This is a genomic window from Vibrio sp. Vb2880 (genome assembly GCF_033337975.1).
In the GTDB taxonomy this organism is placed as follows: domain Bacteria; phylum Pseudomonadota; class Gammaproteobacteria; order Enterobacterales; family Vibrionaceae; genus Vibrio; species Vibrio alginolyticus.
This window is the reverse complement of record NZ_JAWORT010000016.1, coordinates 15,688-36,846: the sequence shown is the minus strand read 5'-3', so window position 1 is coordinate 36,846 and position 21,159 is coordinate 15,688. Positions and strand designations below refer to the sequence as shown.

Here is a 21,159-nt window from a genome sequence, read left to right as displayed (position 1 = left end):
TGCTCGTCGTCGTTAACTTGAGTTCAATAAATCACTGCGGAGCGCCGATTACTCAACGCTCCGCAAAAGAATTACAAAGGAAGATCTGGCATCACTTCACGTGGAATGATGGCACCTTTATGTTGAATTACCGCGCCAGCCATACAGTGACCAGAGTAAGCCGATTCCGCTGCATTGCCGCCAGTCAAACGCTTCGCCAAGAAGCCTGCACTGAAAGAATCGCCAGCCGCTGTTGTATCAATCACGTTGTCGACTTTGTTTGGCGCCACGTATTGTGCTTCGCCATTCGCCACAACCAAGCAATCTTTGCTACCACGTTTGATGATGATTTCATCCACGCCCAGTGCAGAGGTTCTCTCGATGCACTGTTCTAGATGCTCGTCACCGTAAAGCATTTGCTCATCTTCAAATGTGAGCAGTGCGATATCTGTGTGCTTAAGGATCTTAAGATACCAAGACATGGCATTCTCGCGGCTTTCCCACAATTTAGGACGGTAGTTGTTATCGAAAATAACCTTACCACCTTGTGCCTTGAAGCGCTCAAGGAAGCCAAACAGTTGCGTCTTACCTTCTTCAGTAAGGATCGCTAATGTAATACCGCTCAAGTAAACCGCATCGTACGAGTAAAGTTTGTCGACTAACAGCGGAGACTCGTTTTGTTCGAATAGGAACTTAGCGGCCGCTTCGTTACGCCAGTAGTGGAAGTAACGTTCACCAGTTTCATCGGTTTCGATGTAGTAGATACCTGGTTGCTTTTCTTTAACGGAAAGAACCAGACTAGTATCGATGCCCTCTTCTTGCCATGCTGATAGCATTTCTTGGCTAAAAGGATCGTTACCCAGAGCCGTTACATAGCTGGTTTTGATATCGTGAGCTTTGGTCAAACGAGATAAATACAGTGCGGTATTCAACGTATCACCACCGAATGACTGCTTTAGCTGACCTTCCTTTTTCTGTAGCTCAACCATACATTCGCCAATGACCGCGATGTTTAATGATTTCATGTTGTCACCTTAGCAACTGAGGTTGCGCTATAGATTATTTTAAGAAGTCTTCACGTGCTGGGTTGAAGATATCTAGAAGAATGCTGTCTTGCTCTAGTGCAACCGCACCGTGCATCATGTGCTTACGAGCAAAGTATGCGTCGCCTTCTTTTAGTACTTTCTTCTCGCCTTCGATTTCCGCTTCAAAGCTGCCACGTACTACGTAACCGATTTGATCATGGATTTCGTGAGTATGCGGAGCGCCAATCGCGCCTTTATCAAAACATAGGTGAACCGCCATTAGGTCATCTGTGTAAGCAACAATTTTACGCTTGATACCGCCGCCTAGCTCTTCCCACGGGTTCTCATCTAATACAAAGAAAGAATTCATCGTCATACTCCTAAAAAGTCTCTATTAAAGCGAACCCTACGGCACTTCATTCTTAACCATGCTTTATTAAAAGGTCCTCTTAAAAAAGCGTCGTATTGATAAAAGTGAAACGCGCAGCGAAAGGGTCTGCTGTCGAATTGGTAAAGAGCATATCCGATCTGTTTTAATTGTCATACAATATATCTAAAAATATGTGATATTCATCAAACGGCGCTCGCTAAAGCATTCCACTTAACGATTGATAACGTCGAAACATCAGCCACAACAAGGATTACCACAACAATATAAATCAATGAGTTAGCTAAATTCGCGTGATTTCACTCTCCCTTTTTGCCACAAAAACTACACCCAAACTTAATATTGTATTACTTTATAGAAAGTTTAAGAAAACAACACACTTCATCTGAGGGTGGTAAAGAAATGACTACACAACCGATTTTGTTGACTGAAGCAGAAGTCGAACTACTAAGAAAGGAAGTCGGAAAGCCGAGCTTAATGGGCAAATCCATTGAAGCGAATCGCAAGGAACTTGAAGCCTTCATGCGTCTGCCTCTAGACGTACCAGGTCACGGCGAAGCGGGTGGCTACGAGCACAACCGCCACAAACAAAACTATACCTACATGAACTTAGCGGGTCGTTTGTTCTTGATCACTCAAGAAGAAAAGTACGCGCAGTTCGTTAAAGATCTTCTCGCTATTTACGCAGAGAAGTACCTCACTTTTGATTTCCACGTACAGAAAAACACTAACCCAACAGGTCGTCTTTTCCACCAGATCCTTAATGAACACTGTTGGTTAATGTTTACTAGCCTTGCTTACTCTTGCGTGGCATCAGTAATGACAGAAGAAGAGCGCACAGCCGTTGTTGAGCGCATTTTCGAACCAATGCTAGACATGTTCACAGTAAAATACGCGCACGATTTCGACCGTATTCACAACCACGGCATCTGGGCAGTTGCGGCTGTTGGTATTTGTGGTCTAGCTATTGGTAAACCTGAATATCTAGAGATGTCGGTGTACGGTCAAGACCGAGATGATACCGGTGGCTTCCTAGCGCAAATCTCACAGTTGTTCGCACCTTCTGGTTACTACATGGAAGGTCCGTACTACCATCGTTATGCGATTCGTCCAACTTGTGTATTTGCAGAAGTAGTACACCGTCACATGCCTGAAGTAGACATCTACAACTACAAAGACAAAGTGATTGGCAACACAGTACAAGCGATGCTGGCAACGGCTTACCCGAATGGTGAGTTCCCTGCCCTAAACGACGCATCTCGTACCATGAGCATTACCGACATGGGCGTTCAAGTTGCAGTGAGCGTTTACAGCAAACACTACGGTATGGATGACAACATCCTAGGCATGGCGAAGATTCAAAACGCCGTTTGGATGCACCCATGTGGTCTTGAGCTTTCTCAAGCTTACGATAAAGCCATCGCAGACCGTGAAATCGGCATGCCTTTCTGGCCAAGTGTGGAGCTCAACGAAGGTCCAACTGGTAACAACGGAGCACAAGGCTTTATCCGTATGCAGGATAAAACCGGTGATGTGTCACAGCTTGTGATGAACTACGGTCAACACGGTATGGGACATGGTAACTTCGATACGCTTGGCATTACCTTCTTCAACCGTGGTCAAGAAGTACTGCGTGAATACGGCTTCTGTCGCTGGGTAAACGTAGAGCCTAAATTCGGCGGTCGTTACCTAGACGAAAACAAATCGTACGCACGTCAAACTATCGCGCACAACGCGGTAACGATTGATGAGCAATGTCAGAATGGTTTCGATGTAGACCGCGCTGATTCAGTGCACGGTTTGCCTCACTTCTTCAAAGTAGAAGGCACTGAAATCAACGGTATGAGTGCGTTTGCGAACGACCATTACCCGAATACAGACATGCAGCGCAGTGTGTTCATGCTTAACCTCGATGAGCTTGAAGCACCGCTACTGCTAGACCTTTACCGCATCGAAGGTGAAGGCGAACATCAGTACGACTACTCTCATCAATACGATGGTCAAATCGTACGTACTAACTTTGATTACCAAAGCTTTGGTGAACTGAGCACGCTTGGCGATGACTTCGGTTACCAGCACCTTTGGAAGGTAGCAAGCGGCAAAGTGCAAGATACGGCGTTGGTTAGCTGGCTACAAAACAACACCTACTACACTTGGTTAGGCACAAGCAGCAGCGCGAAACAAAACGGTGACAATGAAGTTATCTTCACTCGCACTGGCGCCAATGACCCAAGCTTTAACCTACGTAGCGAACCGGCATTCATTCTGCGCAGTAAGGGCGAATCGACACTATTTGCTTCTGTGCTAGAAACACACGGCTACTTCAACGAAGAGTTTGAGCAGTCGGTGAATGCACGTGGTCAGGTGAAAGATATCCGCGTCGTGGGTTACAACGCCGTTGGCAGCATCGTAGAAATCACGACTGAAAAATCACTGGTTACTGTGATGATCAGCAATGTGCTAGGCGCTGACGACCAAACCCCACACCAAGTAGAATTAAACGGTAAAGCCTACAGCTGGAATGGCTTCTACTCTCTAGAAGTAAACGCATTCGGGCAGGAGAAATAATAATGAGCTACCAAACCCAGTCTTACCAACCGCTATTAATGAACTTTGAAGAAGCGGCAGAACTAAGCAAAGCACTTGGCACGGATAGCCTATTAGGAAATGCACTAGCACGTGACATCAAACAAACTGACGCTTACATGGCTGAGGTCGGTATTGAAGTTCCAGGTCACGGCGAAGGCGGCGGTTACGAGCACAACCGTCACAAGCAAAACTACATCCACATTGATCTAGCGGGTCGCCTATTCCTTATCACTGGCGAACAGAAGTACCGCGATTACATCGTGGACATGCTAACGGCTTACGCGAAGGTTTACCCGACGCTAGAAAGCAACACCAGCCGTGACTCTAACCCTCCGGGTAAGATCTTCCACCAAACTCTGAATGAGAACATGTGGATGCTATACGCGTCTTGTGCGTACAGCTGCATTTACCACACATTGGAAGAAGAGCAAAAAACACTGATTGAAAACGACCTGTTCAAACAAATGATTGAGCTGTTCGTAGTCACTTACGGTCACGACTTCGACATCGTACACAACCACGGTCTGTGGGCAGTAGCAGCAGTAGGTATCTGTGGTTACGCAATTAACGATCAAGATGCGGTAGACAAAGCGCTTTACGGCTTGAAACTGGACAAAGTAAGCGGCGGCTTCCTAGCTCAGTTAGACCAACTGTTCTCGCCAGACGGCTACTACATGGAAGGTCCTTACTACCACCGTTTCTCGCTGCGTCCAATCTACCTATTCGCAGAAGCGATTGAACGTCGTCAGCCTGAGCTTGGTATTTACGAGTTCAACGACTCGGTCATCAAGACCACGTCTTACGCGGTATTTAAGACGGCATTCCCAGATGGTACTTTGCCAGCATTGAACGATTCATCGAAGACGATTTCGATCAACGATGAAGGCGTAATCATGGCAACGTCAGTATGTTTCCACCGTTACGAGCAGTCTGAAACGCTACTTGGCATGGCAGACCACCAGCAAGACGTTTGGGTTCATATCTCAGGTAAAACATTGTCTGACGCAGTTGCAGCCGCAGACAACATCAAACCATTCAACTGGGGTAGCCTATTCGTTACTGACGGTCCTGAAGGCGAAAAAGGCGGCGTAAGCATTCTTCGTCACCGTGACGAACAAGACGACGACACAATGGCGCTTATCTGGTTTGGTCAGCACGGCAGCGATCACCAGTACCACTCAGCGCTAGACCACGGTCACTACGATGGTCTGCACCTGAGCGTGTTTAACCGCGGTCATGAAGTGCTTCACGATTACGGCTTTGGTCGCTGGGTAAACGTTGAGCCTAAATTTGGCGGTCGTTACATTCCAGAGAACAAGTCTTACTGTAAGCAGACGGTCGCGCACAACACAGTAACGGTTGACCAAAAGACGCAAAACAACTTCGACACAGCGCTAGCAGAAACCAAGTTCGGTTCTAAGCACTTCTTCAAAGCTGATGACGAAAAACTGCAAGGCATGAGCGGTCGCATTTCTGGTTACTACAACGGCGTAGACATGCAGCGCAGCATCATTCTTGCTGAATTGCCAGAATTCGAAAAACCACTTGTGATTGATGTTTACCGCATCGAAGCAGATCAAGAGCACCAATACGACCTGCCAGTGCACTACTCTGGTCAAATCATCCGTACGGATTTTGAATACGATGTAGAAAGCACGCTGCGTCCAATGGGCGAAGACAACGGTTACCAACATCTATGGAATGTAGGTTCAGGCCAAGTTCAAGGCAGCTCGCTTGTTAGTTGGTTGCACGACAACAGTCACTACTCGCTAATCACAAGCGCAACAAACGGTGGCAAAGTGTTCTTCACTCGCACTGGCGCAAATGATCCAGACTTCAACTTGAAGAGCGAGCCTGCACTGATCCTACGTCAATCTGGTCAGAACCACGTGTTTGCTTCTGTGCTAGAGACACACGGTTACTTCAACGAGTCTATCGAAGCATCGGTTGGCGCTCGTGGCCTAGTAGAGTCAGTAACCATCGTTGGCAACAACGAAGTGGGTACCGTGATTCGTCTGCAAACTACCACAGGCAACGCTTACCACTTCGCCATCTGCAACCTTGACGAAGACAAACAGAACGCGGCACATCGCGTTGAGTTCGACGGTGTGACTTACACTTGGGAAGGCGCATTCGCACAAATTTAATCTTTAGCTAGTCACTAAAAATTAATGTAAAAATCGGGAACTAATTCAAAGCCGGACGTCATGTTCGGCTTTTTTTGATTGTTTACATGACTCTACATGAGCTTATCAATTAGCGTTTAATCATAGTAAAACCGTTAATAACTCTTAGGAAAAACAGACATAACTTAACCTTACGCCTTATCAAAGACACCACTTATAGATATAGAACTCTTCTGAGATTTAATTAACACTTTTACTATTTAACTTATGACTAAACTACTCCCCAACAACACTAAAATGATATTGTATTACAAATATTAGATGATGTAAGAGACGTACTACTGTGTTTATAAAATCAACTAAATTGCTTCTAATAAGCTTCTCTGGGCTTGGATTAATAGGGTGTGGAGGAAATACCTCCCCTACAAGCCAAGATGATAAACCAAATATTCCACACCAAGAGCATGTAGCACCATACTCAATAGCAAAATTTCAAAACATATTGAGTAATTCAGATTTACAAGTATCAGATCCCAATGGGGAGGAGGGAAACAAAAACAGTGACGTCAAAAATGGAGCATTCTCGGATTATAAGAGTGACCACTTTTACGCAGAAAATGATTCCAATTACCTTGTCTTTAAAATGTCGAACTACAAAATGCGCTCAGAAGTTCGTGAGCGAGAAAACTTTAACATTTCAGAACAAGGCGTCTTTAGAACTTTGTATGCAGATGTTCGATTACCAGAGATTAACCTTGCAATGGCTAGCTCCCCTGCAAACCACGATGAAGTCACTTTCCTGCAAATTCATAACAAAGGCACAGATACTTCTGGTATAGGTGCTATCCCACACCCTTTGTTACGAATCGTTTGGGAACAAGAACGAAACAGTATCACTGGTCATTACTGGGCGGTAGTAAAGAACAATGCCATAGATTGCAGTCTACCTTCTAGCGCATCAGATTGTTATGCAACATCATACAATCGTTATGATTTAGGAAAAGCCGATCTCAACGCATTCACGCGATTCGAGGTAAAAATCGGAGAAAACACATTAACCATTAAAGTGAACGATGAGCAAAAGGTAAATGTAGATGTATCCTACTGGCAGCACCTCCTGAGCTACTTTAAAGCCGGAGTTTATAACCAGTTTGAAAACGGTGAAGCAAAGGTACAATTTAAGCAGTTAGGACTAACCAAAACTGACCATACTGATTCAATAGCTTGGAATATTGACGATTGGAAATTAACCATTCCTGCAAGCAAAAATGATTGGTATGGTTTTGGCGGTGACAGCGCGGCTGAATTAGAGCCTGAGCGTTGTAATTCAAGTAAAGCTCTTCTGTCTAACGAAGAGAGCGTTTACCAACGCGAGATTGATTTATCATACTTCAATGTTATTGACGGTAGCATGCATTTCCGCGCCGATATGGGTTACGGCACGTCAACGGCCAACTCCAGTTACATCCGTTCAGAATTGCGAGAGCTCTACATCAGTACTAACTCCCCGGATTGCAGCACCAGCGATGAAGAGACAAGTTGGTATATTGAAGATAGTCGTACCGGTGCAACTTCTCATACGCTAAACGCAACACTAAGAATCAACGAATACCCTAAAATCGACGGTCAATTACCAAAAGTCGTGGTAGGCCAGATACATGGTTGGAAAATCAGCCAAGCACTCGTGAAGCTACTTTGGGAAGGTGACAATAAGCCAGTCCGAGTTATTCTGAACGATAACTACAAACTTGATAACAACAAAGACTGTACTGATTGCAACGCATTCAGCGTTAAGCTTGGTACCTACGCGGTAAACGAAGACTGGCAATATACGATCCGTGCCGATAAGGAAGGACTGTTTTTAGCCACCTACGATGCAGATGGCAGTAATATGGTCTCGCACACACTGAAGTGGGGAGAAGCATACTCAGACACCGCTAACAACAAGTCCTATACTCTGACTGAAAGATGGGCGTCGCCTGATATTGCGTTTTACTTCAAAGCCGGAATTTACCCTCAGTTTAAACCTGATAATGCATATCGAGGAGAAATCTTTGATGTGAGCTTTAGTGCTTTGAGCACTCTTCATCAATAGTCATTTCAATCTCTTAGCAATAGGCTTGCTACTTTGCTCTAAAGCAACGAACAAAGCTCATACCGCCGCCACGGGAAATTTATTTTCTCGTGGCCTCTTCTTTTAGAACACCACAATTCAACTCGCTTCACGCATAGTGTTTCCTTCTACGATAAATATATAAGTCAACCTCCACTTAGGCAGCTTAAAAACAGCTTCTATAGTTTCATGAGATATTTATCTACCCTAACGCTGAGCTATTTTAAATTTAACCAATTAAACTACTCTAATATACATTCGCACTTAAAAATAAACATTGTCAGAAGATAAAAGCAATCAATAATTATTACCTATCTATGGTGATAAATTTTTAAATTAATTTATCTATGTCAATTAAAATAATATTTGAGCTGTTTTATTCTTCTATAGAAAGAAAAAGCCCTCAGCTACAAAGCCGAGGGCAAAGGACTTCAATCAACTAAAAGTGATAGAACTAGCCTTGGTACTTACCAAAAGATTGTTTTAATTTATAGAAAGTAGCTTGTGCGTAATCATCTGGATTACCGTACATATTCTGGTTATAGACACCGGCTTTAAAGTACATATATCTGCCACCTTCGTCATAGCCACTGTCACTCATATCTACGACTTGAACAACATCATCTTTACCATCACGTTTTACCGTAACTGTCATTGTGTTGCCTTTCACATCAATGATGTAGCTGAATTTTTCACCTAGCGCGATGCCATCGTCACCGATTTCACCAGTCATATCACCCACTAAGCTGTAGTAATCCTCTGTTCCAGTTTTGGTTTTTTCGTGAGCAAAGTAAACTGTACCTGTTGGTTGGTCTGGTAGCTTACGATAATAAAGACGAATTGGCTCATCATCTTTGTCATGAATCTGGCCGATAATAAAGCGGCCAACTTCATGCGACTGACCAGTTGTGGTTGCATGGTCAATCTTCAGAGTAGCTTCAAGCGTACCGTCTACACCACCCGCTTCTTTTTGATCTTCAACTGGTGCAGAACTGAATACCCAGTTATTAGGATTTACACCTTTTGTGCTGTAAGACTTATCACCAGCACGAAGCATGGTACGTAACTCAGTTCGCGCGTATTTAGTGTTTTCAGAAGTTCGAGCGCCTTTCACATAGCTCTTGAATACCATTCCGCCATCATCTGCTGTGTAGAATATATCAGAGTGTTGGAAGCCGTTAGCCAAGTCCCACTCATCAATATCATCAGCACGACCATCTTTGTCATGGTCGAAAGGTGTCGTCAGTTTCCAACGTGTTAAGTCAAAGTTTTCACCCGGAGCATTTGTAGCGAGTGGCTCTTTCGGTAACGTAGGGTAAGGCATCGCTTTAGAAAGATCACACGTCACAGTCGTTTCACAAGGACGGACGATTGGTGCTCCAAAGTCGCCTTTACGATTCTTTTTGAGTAAATCCTTTTGTGCCTTTTGCTCCGCTTTCATTTGCGCAATCATAGCCGCTTCAGCGTTAACGACGTCATCAGTAATGATGTGACTTGCCGGACAGGCATTAATTCCGCAATTAACTGCCGCTAACTCAGTAACTGAGTTCCATTGGTTTTTGCTATTACCGTGGCCAACGTAACGAACATAGCGTGCTTTTACTGCAGGCTCAAACTGGAAGCGCTCTAAGCCAAGTGCGCGACCAGAGCTTTGCGCACCCTCAATAACCGTCACCCAGTTTTCACCATCAGTACTAAACTGAACATCAAATTTGCTGACGCGTTCGTTACCTTTGCTGAACGAGGCTTGAATTGCGTCGAACTCATAAACCGAGCCGTAATCCAACATCGCCCACTCACCATCACCATTTGCTGACCAACGTGTCATAATATCTTGGTCAAACAACTGCTCTGGAACATTACCATCATGACTACTCGCCGTTATCGTAACGGGAGTCAGAATATCAGCACCAGTTTCTTGGTTGTTTGGAAATGGATCTACCATGGTCGCCGTACTATTACAGCCCACAGCAAGTAAAATAGAAGAAGCTAACAAGCTTTTGAAGAAAATATGCTTCATGTAATCTAACACCTACAATATAAAAATGAATTAACAGCTCTTTTGCTGTAACAACAATTAGGCAATAACACTCGGGTTAAAAGCTGTATTTAAGGCCAAGGCGTGTTCTCAATTGGCGGTCATCCGTGGTTGAACCATCCTTACCTTTGACATTCCACAATTCAAAGTAAGGACGGAAATCTCCCATTTGGTAACCAACAATTAAGCCAGCATCCCACTCAGAATCTTTCCAATCAGATAAACGCACTTCGTCATAGTTTTTGTTGTAGTTGATCTCATAGCTCAGCTTGACGTTATCAAGGTACTCGTTATCAAACTGACGCATATCGTAAGAGCCTGTCAGTGTCCACTTACCTTGTTCAACTGTTTTCCCAGCAACGCTTACCGAAGTACCATCCGTTAGTGTTTTGTTACCTGCACCATCTGAATAAACTTGAAATTCGTGTCGGTAACGTAAAGCGGTACTTAAGCCAAAAGAGGATTTGTAACCAACACGAACTTGTGGTTTATAAGTGGTTTTTTCGTCATCATCGCCAAAAGTAATAGGCATCCCTGGTTGGATAAACCATTGTTTATTTATTTGGTAGCGAACTCCCCAATCAAACTCAGAATCACCAGCAACGAGTTGATCCCAAAAATGCGAGTTGTCGTAACTATGGAATTTTTGTTCAACACCAAAGTTCAGTTTGGTCTGATCGTTAATTTTAGAACTACCACTAATTTTGATACGTTGGGCATAAGTTTCACTCTCATGCTTATATTCTGCGCGATAGTCTAAAGTTGCTGCGGAAACCGCTCCCGTCATTAATGTGGAAGCAACGAATAGGGACATTGTTGTAACTGCTTTCATGATTATATCTCTCTGTATATATTTTTTGGGATACCACTTAAATCCCTGGATTTGATTCAACACTATTGAATTAATGTATGACAAATACTAGTTAATTCATCATGAGAGTTCTGTGATATTAATCATGTAAGTGCCCCTCAACTGACAATTTGTATTATTATATATTCAAAAGTGTTAGCTATGTCTGATTATAAAACGACCTTTGTAGACATCACTTACAGAGAAATGTTTTAACTCGTTTCATATGATAAAGAAGAAGATTAAAAAATATAACCAACAATAAATTCAATGAGTTAAAATAAAAAATCTTGATGTAAAATCAAATTTCTTTCCTAAATCACCTTTAGTTTTTGCTGTTTCTCTATAAAGAAAGCCCTCAACCTCATAAAGGTTCAGCTCTTATTGATGTTGATATTCAACTATTTTGTGTGACTTATTCATCACTTCAGTGAGCGATCATTGTATCTAGTGTGAGTCGGATCATTCTATTGATAAAACCATCTAGATGACAGAAATTATTTGTCCAACAATATTACATAAATAAAAACACATAGAAGTGAGTACCTACCATGCAAGTAACAAAAATTGCAGCAGCAATTGCTATTTCCACAGGTTTGTTAACCGGATGTAACACTGATTTAAGGGATGCACCATCAGCTCCCCCACCAACAGAAACTGAGTCTGAGTTGAGCCAAGGTATGTGGGATATTTCAACACCAGCCACTGTGGCGAAATCCGATGATGAGCACGACCTGCCAAACGTCTATGTCTTTGAAGACGGTACGCAAAAGTATTATAACGATGATGATAACTTCGGTACTTACACAATCTACACTTCAACTTATACCGAAGATAAAGATACAGAGACGCTTACATTCAACCTTTATGACGAGAGCGATCTAGGTAACCCTACCGAGTTAACAGGGACTTATGAAGTTTCAAACGGCATGTTAACCATCTCAGGAACAAATGACGGAAAGTTCACCGGTAACGATGAATCAGAAAACGATGCGGTGAAAGATGCAGTTGCAGCGGCAAATAATGACGCTGGCGATAACAACGTCGTACAAATTTTGGATACCAATAAAGGTGGAACAGAAGAAGACACCGGTGAGTTACGAATCAAGCTGTCTGATTCAACGAGTGTTTCAGAAATTTCAACAGGCCGACTAACTGTAGATCTAACTTACCAGCATCATGAAGAAACAGAACAGGAAGCCGACGGTTCTGGTGACAATGCTTACATCTCATTTTATGCAGCAAAAACCTCGAATTCCAACTTGCATGGCGAAGTGGCATTTGAAAACGGCAAAATCAAATACCGCGATGCAAGTGGAAACTTGACGGAAACAGGCGACACGTTTGAGTTAGGTGAAAACCTCGCGATAGAAGTCAGTTGGATAGAAAACTTCTTCTCTTTTTCGGTTAACGGTAAACAAATAGGTGAAATGTTACCTGTCGCTGATGGCACCGCTGTAACTTATGTATCACTGAGACTAGGTGATAATGGCAACACTACAAACTTTGAATTAAATGCAGACAACTTGAAGATTTACTCTAGTGATTCGGGCTCTGAAGTGTTGGTTCTAGAAGAGGATTTTGACAACTACATTCCAGGCTTAGACCTTGCGACAATTTACAACAGTGCATCAAGCGAAGCGGTTGTCATTTCAGACGGAAGTTCTAATCCTGATAAACCGTCAGAAGACGTGAGTGAAAACTTTGACTCATACCCAGTAGGAACAAATATCAGTTCAGCAAACTCTAGTTGGAAAGAATACAATACGGTTGCTGATGACTCCTCCACCTTGACGTCCGTGGCTGTAGTAAGTGATGACGTATCAAAGAGCGGCGCTAACTCTCTGCTAATATCCGACACAGATACGACCAACAAACCATACGTTACGCGCGAGTTTTCAAACGGAGCAACATCAAACGGTAGCGTGTCATTCGATGTTTACATTCCGTCAGACAACGAAAAAACTACATACATTAATGTTGGCTCAGGTAAAAACAACTCAGATCGTTACTACGAATTGAGAATTTCGGGCAGTGGTAAAGTTGAAGCCGAAGCAGGATCAGATGACGTAGAAATAGGCACTATTACGACTGACGCTTGGAACTCAATGTCCCTAGCTTGGGATGGTGATGAGATTAACGTTTCTATTAATGGAAAAACGGTTGATGCACCAAGTCAGTCCGAAACAGGCTTAGACGCAACGAATACACCATCACAACTGACTATTTATGTAGGGGACACAAGTGGTGCTTCAACAAAAGCATATTTCGATAACATCGATTCAAAGCAACTCTAGTGTTATTTTGTAGCACTTGATACTAGGCCAGGCTTTCGAGCCTGGCTTTATTTTTTTACCTCTTCAGAAGGACAAAATTCAACACAATACTCTAAATTCAAGCCAGTCCCAGTGATTGCTTGCTCTATCTTGTTTCTTACCTTTTAAAGAATTCCACTGAAAACAAAAGCCTCATCAAATCGATGAGGCTTAAGTAGAAATCGAGTAGCTCTTAGTTTTCTATTAGTTTCAATTTTGATTTAGCTTGAGCTTAGAAAATGTCACGCTATTATAGTCACCGTTTTTCTTGTCGACTGAAAAATCACCGGTGCCCGCACATCCTGTACCCCACACAGGGTGAGACTCACTGACGCTACATTGACCATAAGCTCCTGCTTTAAAATAGAACATGTCTTCTGCGTAGCCATGCTCAAAGTCCTTACTATCAATCCCCTTACTGAGATCTATGGAATAATTCACTGTCTCGTGGCGTTCTGTTTCAAACGTCAAGTTCATCATAGTTCCTTGAACTTCTATCTTGTAGCTGAACTCTTCACCAAGAGCGATACCTGCTTGGCCTGGTTCTTCAAGGTTATCCCAAGTATTTCCCCATACTGGATATGCAATATCAATACGATTTGGATCTTCCTTCGCTAGGTTACGCTCGTAGTTCCAAAATACAGAGCCCATTTTGTGTTCTGGGAATTTTTTATAGAAGATTTTAATGGGTTCATTTCCATGTCCATAACCTTTACCCTCTTTTATTCTTGCATCAATTTTTTTCGCGTGGATTTGACCGACAACAACAGAATGAGCAGGCCCTTTTTCTGGAAATTTGGCGTGTTCAGAAACATGGTTCACTTTCAAGGTCGCTTCCAACGTTCCACCTACGCGACTGTGTTTAGCAGCCTGAGGGTGGCTCGATAAAGCCCAATGGTTTGCTAAATCATCGGTTTGAATAGAAAAGTCAGCGCCACGAGGCATTTCACGTAGTTCAGAGCGAGCATTCTTCGAGTTTTTTGTCGTTACCGCTTTATTCTGCACTTCAAACACCAAGTTGCCTTCTTCGTTCAAGAAGAAGAAGTCTTTGTGTGAATAACTCAGCATCGCCACACCCTCGATTTCGTCCACTTTTCCGTCTTCATTGATATCGGAAGGAATAGTGATCTTCCAGTTTCGCATATCAAATTTATCGGCAGGGACTGGATAATCAACGCCATTATTTAAATCAGAAGCGATAGCAAGAGTTGGTAAGGTAACAGCCATTGCGGCTACGAGTAGATTGAGTTTCATGTTCAAACCTTATTATATGTAATATTGTCATACATATAATAAGGTTTGCAAAGGAATGATTCGAGGAAAGAAGTTATGATGTGCTCTATTGATCACAATTTATAAACTCGATAAACCCCAAAATGATAAGCTATACATACTCCTCTTTAGTCCATAGCATCTACGAATCTTTTCGACCTAATCCGAAAGTCATAGGATCAATCGTACATTAGCTTGTCTGCCTTATTAATATCGAAATCTTTCAGAGACTTACGTGCTAAATGCCTAAATGGCCATGCCTTAACAATTTCTTCAAACGGCATGATTGCAAACACCCAAAACACTGAAAGGTCCAAGTATAAAATCATCAAAGCACATAACGGTATTGAGATTACCCACTGACCGGTAAAGTTAATCTTAAACACCTCCGTTGTTTTACCTAACGCTCTCAAAATATGACCATGAACGGTGTTATAGCCACGTACTATCGGTAGCAGTATGTAAAGTGGAGCAATCGCGGATAACGCTTTGTAAGTACTCGGGTCTAAGTCGGGATACAAATCAGGAAGAACGAAACTAAGTGCAAAAAAGAAAAATGCTGAAACGAACGAGATCATCACGGCCATATCAATACTAATATCGACATTGTTACGCAGCTCATCCATTTTTCTTGATCCAATTGCTTGGCTAATCGTGATTGCCGATGAATGCGCCCAAGCAGTAATGAACTGAGTACCCGCTTTGATCCAAGGCATCACGATAGTCATAGCGACATAAGCATTTAAGGTCAGTTGCGAGTACAGCAACATGTATATCGTTGCGCCAGTTTGTAACATTGTGACGTTCGCCGCGACGGGGAAAATCTCTTTAAAATGCTTATATATATTGCTTTTCAATGACGCATCAAGCTTCTTAATAGACAAGATGATAGAATCATCAAGCTTAATGCACATGGTTAAATATAACAGCCGAATACTAATAGCAACCAAACTACCCGCCGCGGCGCCTTGAACGCCAATACCTTCAAAATTAGTCAGGCCGTGAATCAGAACATAAGACATCGCCACGTTGACTGGCAATTCAATCAAATAGCCTTTAAATGGAACTTTGGTCCGTCCAAGCGCATTGAACACCGCAATCATAACCTGAGTAATGGCATTGAATATGACGATGAACTTAGCAATTGCAAGGTAGCATTTTGTCTCCGCATAGAGATCAACGTTATCCGTCAACTTACTGATTAACGCTTCATCAAAGACAGTAATCAACAGCCAGAATAAGGATGCGACTAGAACGTTGATAACTAAAGCTGCCCAGAAACCTTTATTTAACGATAGATAATGACCAGAGCCTACGGCACGGCTAAGTACCAATTGAGACCCATTTGCTAGAGCCATTTGGATGCCTAAAACGAAAGAAACTATTGTTGTAGCAATCCCCATAGCAGCAAGTGAAACTTCACCTAATGGAGTAACAAGCAGCGTATCAATCATAAGCATTGATTGCATCAACAAAGCATTAAGAGCAAGCGGCCAAGCAAGAGATAAATTTTTCTTTATATATGGTTGGGAAAACATTAGTAAACCTTTGTAATGAGGTTAAACGTTTAAACTAAAGAGCTCGGTCATTAGGCAAAGTTCATGACAAAAAGAAACGACAGAAAAATCTTTTTAGTCAATAAAGGTGTACGCAAGCTCTTAACTATTCACGGCGTCGGAAAGCCTCTGATTCTCATCATTTAACAGCGTTTGAGAGGCTAAACGAGCTTGAAATGAGTTTCCGACCATAATTGCATCATAAATTGCACGGTGCTCATTAAGGCAAAACCTCCCTCCTTCAACTGACTTGTCAATAAACACCTTAAATATGGTCGAAAGTATATTGCTGAAGGGAACGTAGAATTGATTATCGGTACAAAGGAATATCGTTTGATGAAACAAATGATCGTTAGCAATCCACTCATCATAATCGTGACATCGTGCTGCCATCGTCATTCTTTGAAATACAATTGACAACAGCTTTCTTTGCTCAGCATTGGCATTTTGGGCTGCCAGCGCACACGCCTCTGGTTCTATGGCTTTACGCAATCCTAAAAACTGAGATAGAAACGGCTTAGTATCTTCTAAATCTTGGATCCACTCTAAGAGTTGAGGATCAAGAAAATGCCAATAGTTTCTTGGTAGTACCGTAGTTCCAACTTTTGGTTTAGAGATAATTAAGCCTTTAGCAGACAGCAACTTCGTCGACTCTCGTAGTGCTGTCCGACTAACACCAAACAACTTACACAGTTCTATTTCACTCGGGAGCTTCTCATTTTGACTTAATTCTCCTGACAATATTTTGCGAGAAATCTGTCTTGCTACTTGTACATGTATCTTGTGATTTGAATTCCCGAGAAGTGAAAACTCTGCCATCTATATTCCTCATTGCCAGCAGCCTAAACGACTTGTTTAGCTAATAATTAGAAAAGGCCAAATGAAACACGCTTTGAAGGCGGAGACTTTCTGTGTAAATGTAAAGCACTGTTATTTAGCGTCTAAAATCTAACGATCTTATGAATATGATTTTTACTCGCGAGGTATATTGGCCAAACTCAATATTGAATGGTCGAGTAGTAACATCATGCACACCGATCTTTAGTATATAATAATACAATATCACTTTATTTAACAAGAAACCTGACCTTCTATTCAAATTGTGTGCTGTGTATTGAAAATCAGTGAGTACAATAAGTAGGCGCGACTAGAGTTAACTAACATATTGAGCTAACAGATAAATAAGGAATGATGTAAGAATCGGTGGCCTCATCTGTTATACGCTAAGTATCATAATCATGAAGGCTTCATAAAGCAGTCGGAGATTCAAAATGGATTTGTGAAGACAACTGTTATTACGTAAACATCTTCTTGGTGAGCTACACTTTGGATGATATAGTCCAAGCTTAAATAATACAATTTTAACGATAAGTGATTTTATGTCTGGTGAATTTCATTCTATCTCCGGTTCCAAGCGCAGCTTACATGTACAAGTAGCTCGCGAAATTGCTCGTAGCATTTTGTCAGGCAAGATCCCTCAAGGGTCCATTCTTCCAGGAGAAATGTCCCTGTGTGAACAGTTTGGTATCAGTCGCACAGCTTTGCGTGAAGCCGTAAAACTTTTAACATCAAAAGGTTTACTCGAGTCACGTCCAAAAGTTGGTACTCGAGTCATCAACCGAGCGTACTGGAACTTTTTAGACCCACAATTAATTGAATGGATGGACGGTCTAACAGAGATAGATCAGTTCTGTCATCAATTTTTGGGGTTACGACGCGCGATAGAGCCTGAAGCTTGTGCACTCGCAGCGAAAAATGCCACTGCGGAACAGCGAATTCAGCTATCAGAAGCATTCCAAGATATGTTGGAAGTCGCTAAAGCAGACGAACTGGACAAAGCGCGCTGGATGGATGTAGATATTCGTTTCCATAGCATTATTTTTAACTCAACCGGAAACGACTTTTTCTTACCGTTTGGGCATGTTCTGACTACAATGTTCATTAACTTTATTGCTCACTCATCTGAGGAAGGCAATACGTGCATCGAAGAACATCGTGAGATTTATGAAGCAATAATGGCAGGCAATGCTGAAAAAGCACGTCAAGCTTCGGCTAACCACTTGTTGGAGTCAAAACATCGCTTACCCGAAGCCAGTTAAGCTTAGAGCTTGGGCGATCTAATAACTAGGCAAAAGCACGCATCTCGCGTGCTTTTTTAATTTCGTTTCCTCCAATTCTTTATGGCACACCATCAATATTTTGATATATAGTAATACAAATGTATTTTGAGAATGTTGTGTTATGACCGACTCGCTACTGCCAAATATCATACAGTTTATCAGCCAGATTGATCCGTTTGACAAGGTACCTAAAGGTGCACTTCGCGAGCTTGCTTCATCTGTTAAGATCACTTATTTAAGCAAGGGGGATGTTGTTGATCAGTATTCTTCTAAGAACGAAAAGTCACTTTATATTATTAGAACTGGCTCTATCGAACAGCGTAAATCTGATGGCATATTGAGAGCTAAACTTGGTCCGGAAGATTTGTTTGGCTTCACTTTTCTTGGTAACGAAGTCGAAAGCGGAAAAGAATACAAAGCAATTGCAATCGAAAATTCATTAGTTTATGTAATTCCAAATGCTGCGCTGAAAAAGTTGTGCACTTCTCATCCTGAATGTGCTGAACATTTTGCATCACAAGCTCAGGTACGGCTAAAGTCAGCATTAGATGTCGTGTGGTCTAACAAAGAAAAAGGGTTGTTTATTCGGCGTGTAGAGGAAGTTGCTAGTGGTCGAGTTGCAATTGTAACCGCTGAGCAATCCATTCAGTCAGTCGCCAACGAGATGATCGATAAGTGCTCTCCCTGCGCTGTCGTTTATCGTGATAATAAAATAGTTGGACTGATTACCGACCGAGATATGACAAAGCGAGTCATCGCCAAAGGATTAAGCATCTCAACACCAGTCGTCGAAGTCATGTCGCCTGATCCTAAAACAATTCATCCTGACGATTTAGTTCTGCACGCAGCCTCCATTATGATGCAGCACAACATAAGAAATTTACCCCTAGTCAAAGACAATAACGTCGTTGGCGTTTTGACAACAACGCACTTGGTTCAAAACCATCGAGTCCAAGCTATATTTTTAATTGAAAAGATCAAATATGCTGGCAGTGTCAAAGCTTTGTCTAGTTTTACGTCTGAGCGCCAAGCTATTTTTGAAGCATTAGTCGAAGGACGGGTTTCACCAGAAATCATTGGTAAAGTGATGACCATGATTATGGATGCGTACACTCGTAGGTTAATACAAATAGCCATTGATAAGTTGGGAACACCTCCCTGTGACTTCTCTTGGATTGTGGCAGGCTCTCATGCTCGCCAAGAAGTACATATGCTGTCAGATCAAGATAGCGCCATCGTATTAGATGATTCTGCAACAGATAACGACCGTATCTACTTCAAACATTTAGCAATGATAGTAAGTAATGGTCTGAATAAATGTAACTATCCATTGTGTCCAGGGAAATTTATGGCAGCGACCCCTAAATGGTGCCAGCCTCTCTCTGTTTGGAAAAAGTACTATAAGAAATGGGTGGCAAATCCTGAATACGAGCGCCTCCTCAATATCAGTGTCTTTTTAGAAATCCGAACCGTTTATGGAAACAAAGACTTTGAACAGATACTTCGCGATGAGCTTCACTCTAACATCAACGCTAATAGAGAATTCCTTACGATGTTAGTTAACGATGCGGTGAAAACAAACCCACCGCTAGGAATATTCAATAGCCTAGTGTTACAAAAATCGGGAGAGAACAAGAAAACGCTCGACGTAAAAAAATACGCGATTAATCTAATCATTGATCTTGCAAGGATTTATGGTCTTGCAGTTGAATGTGACCTCACTGCAACTGATGAGCGTTTTAAAGCAGCCAACGAAAAAGGGCTGCTCAGCCATGACGCGTACAAAAATATAATAAACGCATATCAATTCATCTTGTCGTTTCGATTTGCCCATCAATTAGAAGCACTAAAAAGTGGAGATGAGCCAAATAACCACATTGACCCCAATACGTTCGGTAGTTTTGAACGTCAACATTTAAAAGACGCGTTCCGCATCATTGCAGATCTACAAGAAGTCGCCAAACTCCGTTTTGGGAGCCGATAATGAAGCGCTTACTTGAGTACTTTCATCCATTGACACGAAAAAATCGTCAGAGACAAAAGCACTCTAAAAAGAAGCACATCCCTCTTTATCTTAAAAAGCTGCTTCGCTCGCCAAATCTGGACATAAATCAACGAGCTTTTGACACTGAGTTCATCGTTCTTGATCTTGAAACAACTGGCTTAGACAGTGAGGAAGAAGTCATTCTTTCCATGGGCTGGGTAGAGATTCGACAAAGCCATATTGACTTAGCAACAAGTCAACACCTTTATGTACATAGCGACTCAAAAATCAAGCCCGAAACCATAGTTGTTAACCATATTACCCAACAAATGCTGACTGATGGAATCTCTATTCATGAAGCAATGCGGACATTCTTTAAAGCAGCAGAAAACAAAGTTATTGTTGCGCACGGATGTATAGTCGAAACTAGCTTTATTAATCAATATTTACAGCGAGTTTTCAACATAAAAGAGTTGCCGCTCATTTGGATAGACACCTTGCGAATAGAAAAAAGGTTACAAAGAGCTATCAATGCTTCCGATGAATCAGATGTGACTCTAGCAGCGACAAGGGAACGTTACGGGTTACCCGCTTACAACGGCCATAATGCACTTGCAGATGCAATTGCAACTGCAGAGTTACTATTAGTTCAACAAACCCGTATCGCACCTCAGACAAAAGCGACAGTCGGGCCCCTTTACCGACTTAGCCTGTAATCATCCAGATCACAGGCCTATTTGCTAAACATGTTCTCTGTCACAATTTGGTATCATCAGCATTTACCTTAATTAATAATACAATATC

Annotated in this window: 14 protein-coding genes; 7 read left to right on the top strand and 7 right to left on the bottom strand. The window is 42.2% G+C overall.

Annotated elements, in window-relative coordinates; all coding sequences use genetic code 11:
• Positions 1-71: 71 nt before the first annotated feature.
• Both R7M92_RS16975 and R7M92_RS16970 read right to left on the bottom strand, forming a co-directional pair.
• Positions 72-1,004 (bottom strand): sugar kinase, encoded by a 933-nt coding sequence (locus R7M92_RS16975; RefSeq protein ID WP_005437155.1) that lies wholly within the window; start codon positions 1,002-1,004, stop codon positions 72-74.
• A gap of 34 nt (positions 1,005-1,038) precedes the next feature.
• The gene (locus tag R7M92_RS16970) at positions 1,039-1,374 is read right to left on the bottom strand and encodes a cupin domain-containing protein (RefSeq protein WP_005450851.1); all 336 of its coding nucleotides are present in this window, start codon (positions 1,372-1,374) and stop codon (positions 1,039-1,041) included.
• Between the two features lie 420 nt (positions 1,375-1,794).
• Here R7M92_RS16970 and R7M92_RS16965 point away from each other — a divergent pair, with 420 nt between their 5' ends.
• From R7M92_RS16965 to R7M92_RS16955, 3 genes are all read left to right on the top strand, one after another.
• Complete coding sequence (locus R7M92_RS16965; protein ID WP_318133838.1) at positions 1,795-3,960, top strand: heparinase II/III family protein; 2,166 nt, start codon at positions 1,795-1,797, stop codon at positions 3,958-3,960.
• Positions 3,961-3,962: 2 nt separating this feature from the next.
• Entirely contained in the window at positions 3,963-6,128 is a 2,166-nt protein-coding gene (locus tag R7M92_RS16960; protein ID WP_318133836.1) for a heparinase II/III family protein, read from the top strand.
• Between the two features lie 322 nt (positions 6,129-6,450).
• On the top strand, positions 6,451-8,202 hold the full coding sequence (locus R7M92_RS16955) for a polysaccharide lyase family 7 protein (RefSeq protein WP_318133834.1): 1,752 nt from the start codon (positions 6,451-6,453) through the stop codon (positions 8,200-8,202).
• Positions 8,203-8,674: 472 nt separating this feature from the next.
• Here the strand turns inward: R7M92_RS16955 and R7M92_RS16950 are convergent, their stop codons facing one another.
• Both R7M92_RS16950 and R7M92_RS16945 read right to left on the bottom strand, forming a co-directional pair.
• Positions 8,675-10,240 carry a polysaccharide lyase family 7 protein gene (locus R7M92_RS16950; protein WP_017821221.1) on the bottom strand — a complete coding sequence of 522 codons (1,566 nt, stop codon included), beginning with the start codon at positions 10,238-10,240 and terminating at the stop codon, positions 8,675-8,677.
• Positions 10,241-10,316: 76 nt separating this feature from the next.
• The gene (locus R7M92_RS16945; protein WP_053307760.1) at positions 10,317-11,090 is read right to left on the bottom strand and encodes an oligogalacturonate-specific porin KdgM family protein; all 774 of its coding nucleotides are present in this window, start codon (positions 11,088-11,090) and stop codon (positions 10,317-10,319) included.
• Positions 11,091-11,659: 569 nt separating this feature from the next.
• On the opposite strand from R7M92_RS16945, the gene R7M92_RS16940 reads away from it, so the two are divergent.
• A complete protein-coding gene (locus tag R7M92_RS16940; protein WP_239933139.1) occupies positions 11,660-13,405 on the top strand; it encodes a LamG domain-containing protein in 1,746 nt (581 codons plus the stop codon).
• 228 nt (positions 13,406-13,633) lie between these two features.
• Here R7M92_RS16940 and R7M92_RS16935 read toward each other — a convergent pair whose 3' ends face one another.
• The 3 genes from R7M92_RS16935 to R7M92_RS16925 all read right to left on the bottom strand — a co-directional run bounded on the left by R7M92_RS16935 (position 13,634) and on the right by R7M92_RS16925 (position 17,070).
• Positions 13,634-14,677: a polysaccharide lyase family 7 protein gene (locus tag R7M92_RS16935; protein ID WP_017821219.1), complete on the bottom strand. Its 1,044-nt coding sequence runs from the start codon at positions 14,675-14,677 to the stop codon at positions 13,634-13,636.
• 197 nt (positions 14,678-14,874) lie between these two features.
• Positions 14,875-16,164 (bottom strand): MATE family efflux transporter, encoded by a 1,290-nt coding sequence (locus R7M92_RS16930; RefSeq protein WP_053308081.1) that lies wholly within the window; start codon positions 16,162-16,164, stop codon positions 14,875-14,877.
• Between the two features lie 189 nt (positions 16,165-16,353).
• Positions 16,354-17,070 (bottom strand): FadR/GntR family transcriptional regulator, encoded by a 717-nt coding sequence (locus R7M92_RS16925; protein ID WP_017634231.1) that lies wholly within the window; start codon positions 17,068-17,070, stop codon positions 16,354-16,356.
• Between the two features lie 560 nt (positions 17,071-17,630).
• Here R7M92_RS16925 and R7M92_RS16920 point away from each other — a divergent pair.
• The 3 genes from R7M92_RS16920 to R7M92_RS16910 all read left to right on the top strand — a co-directional run bounded on the left by R7M92_RS16920 (position 17,631) and on the right by R7M92_RS16910 (position 21,071).
• Positions 17,631-18,350: a FadR/GntR family transcriptional regulator gene (locus R7M92_RS16920; protein WP_005388529.1), complete on the top strand. Its 720-nt coding sequence runs from the start codon at positions 17,631-17,633 to the stop codon at positions 18,348-18,350.
• A gap of 142 nt (positions 18,351-18,492) precedes the next feature.
• On the top strand, positions 18,493-20,355 hold the full coding sequence (locus R7M92_RS16915; RefSeq protein WP_053307762.1) for a putative nucleotidyltransferase substrate binding domain-containing protein: 1,863 nt from the start codon (positions 18,493-18,495) through the stop codon (positions 20,353-20,355).
• Positions 20,355-21,071, top strand: a complete 717-nt coding sequence (locus tag R7M92_RS16910; protein WP_053307763.1) for a 3'-5' exonuclease — start codon at positions 20,355-20,357, stop codon at positions 21,069-21,071. Before R7M92_RS16915 ends, R7M92_RS16910 begins: the two co-directional genes overlap by 1 nt.
• Positions 21,072-21,159 lie beyond the last annotated feature (88 nt).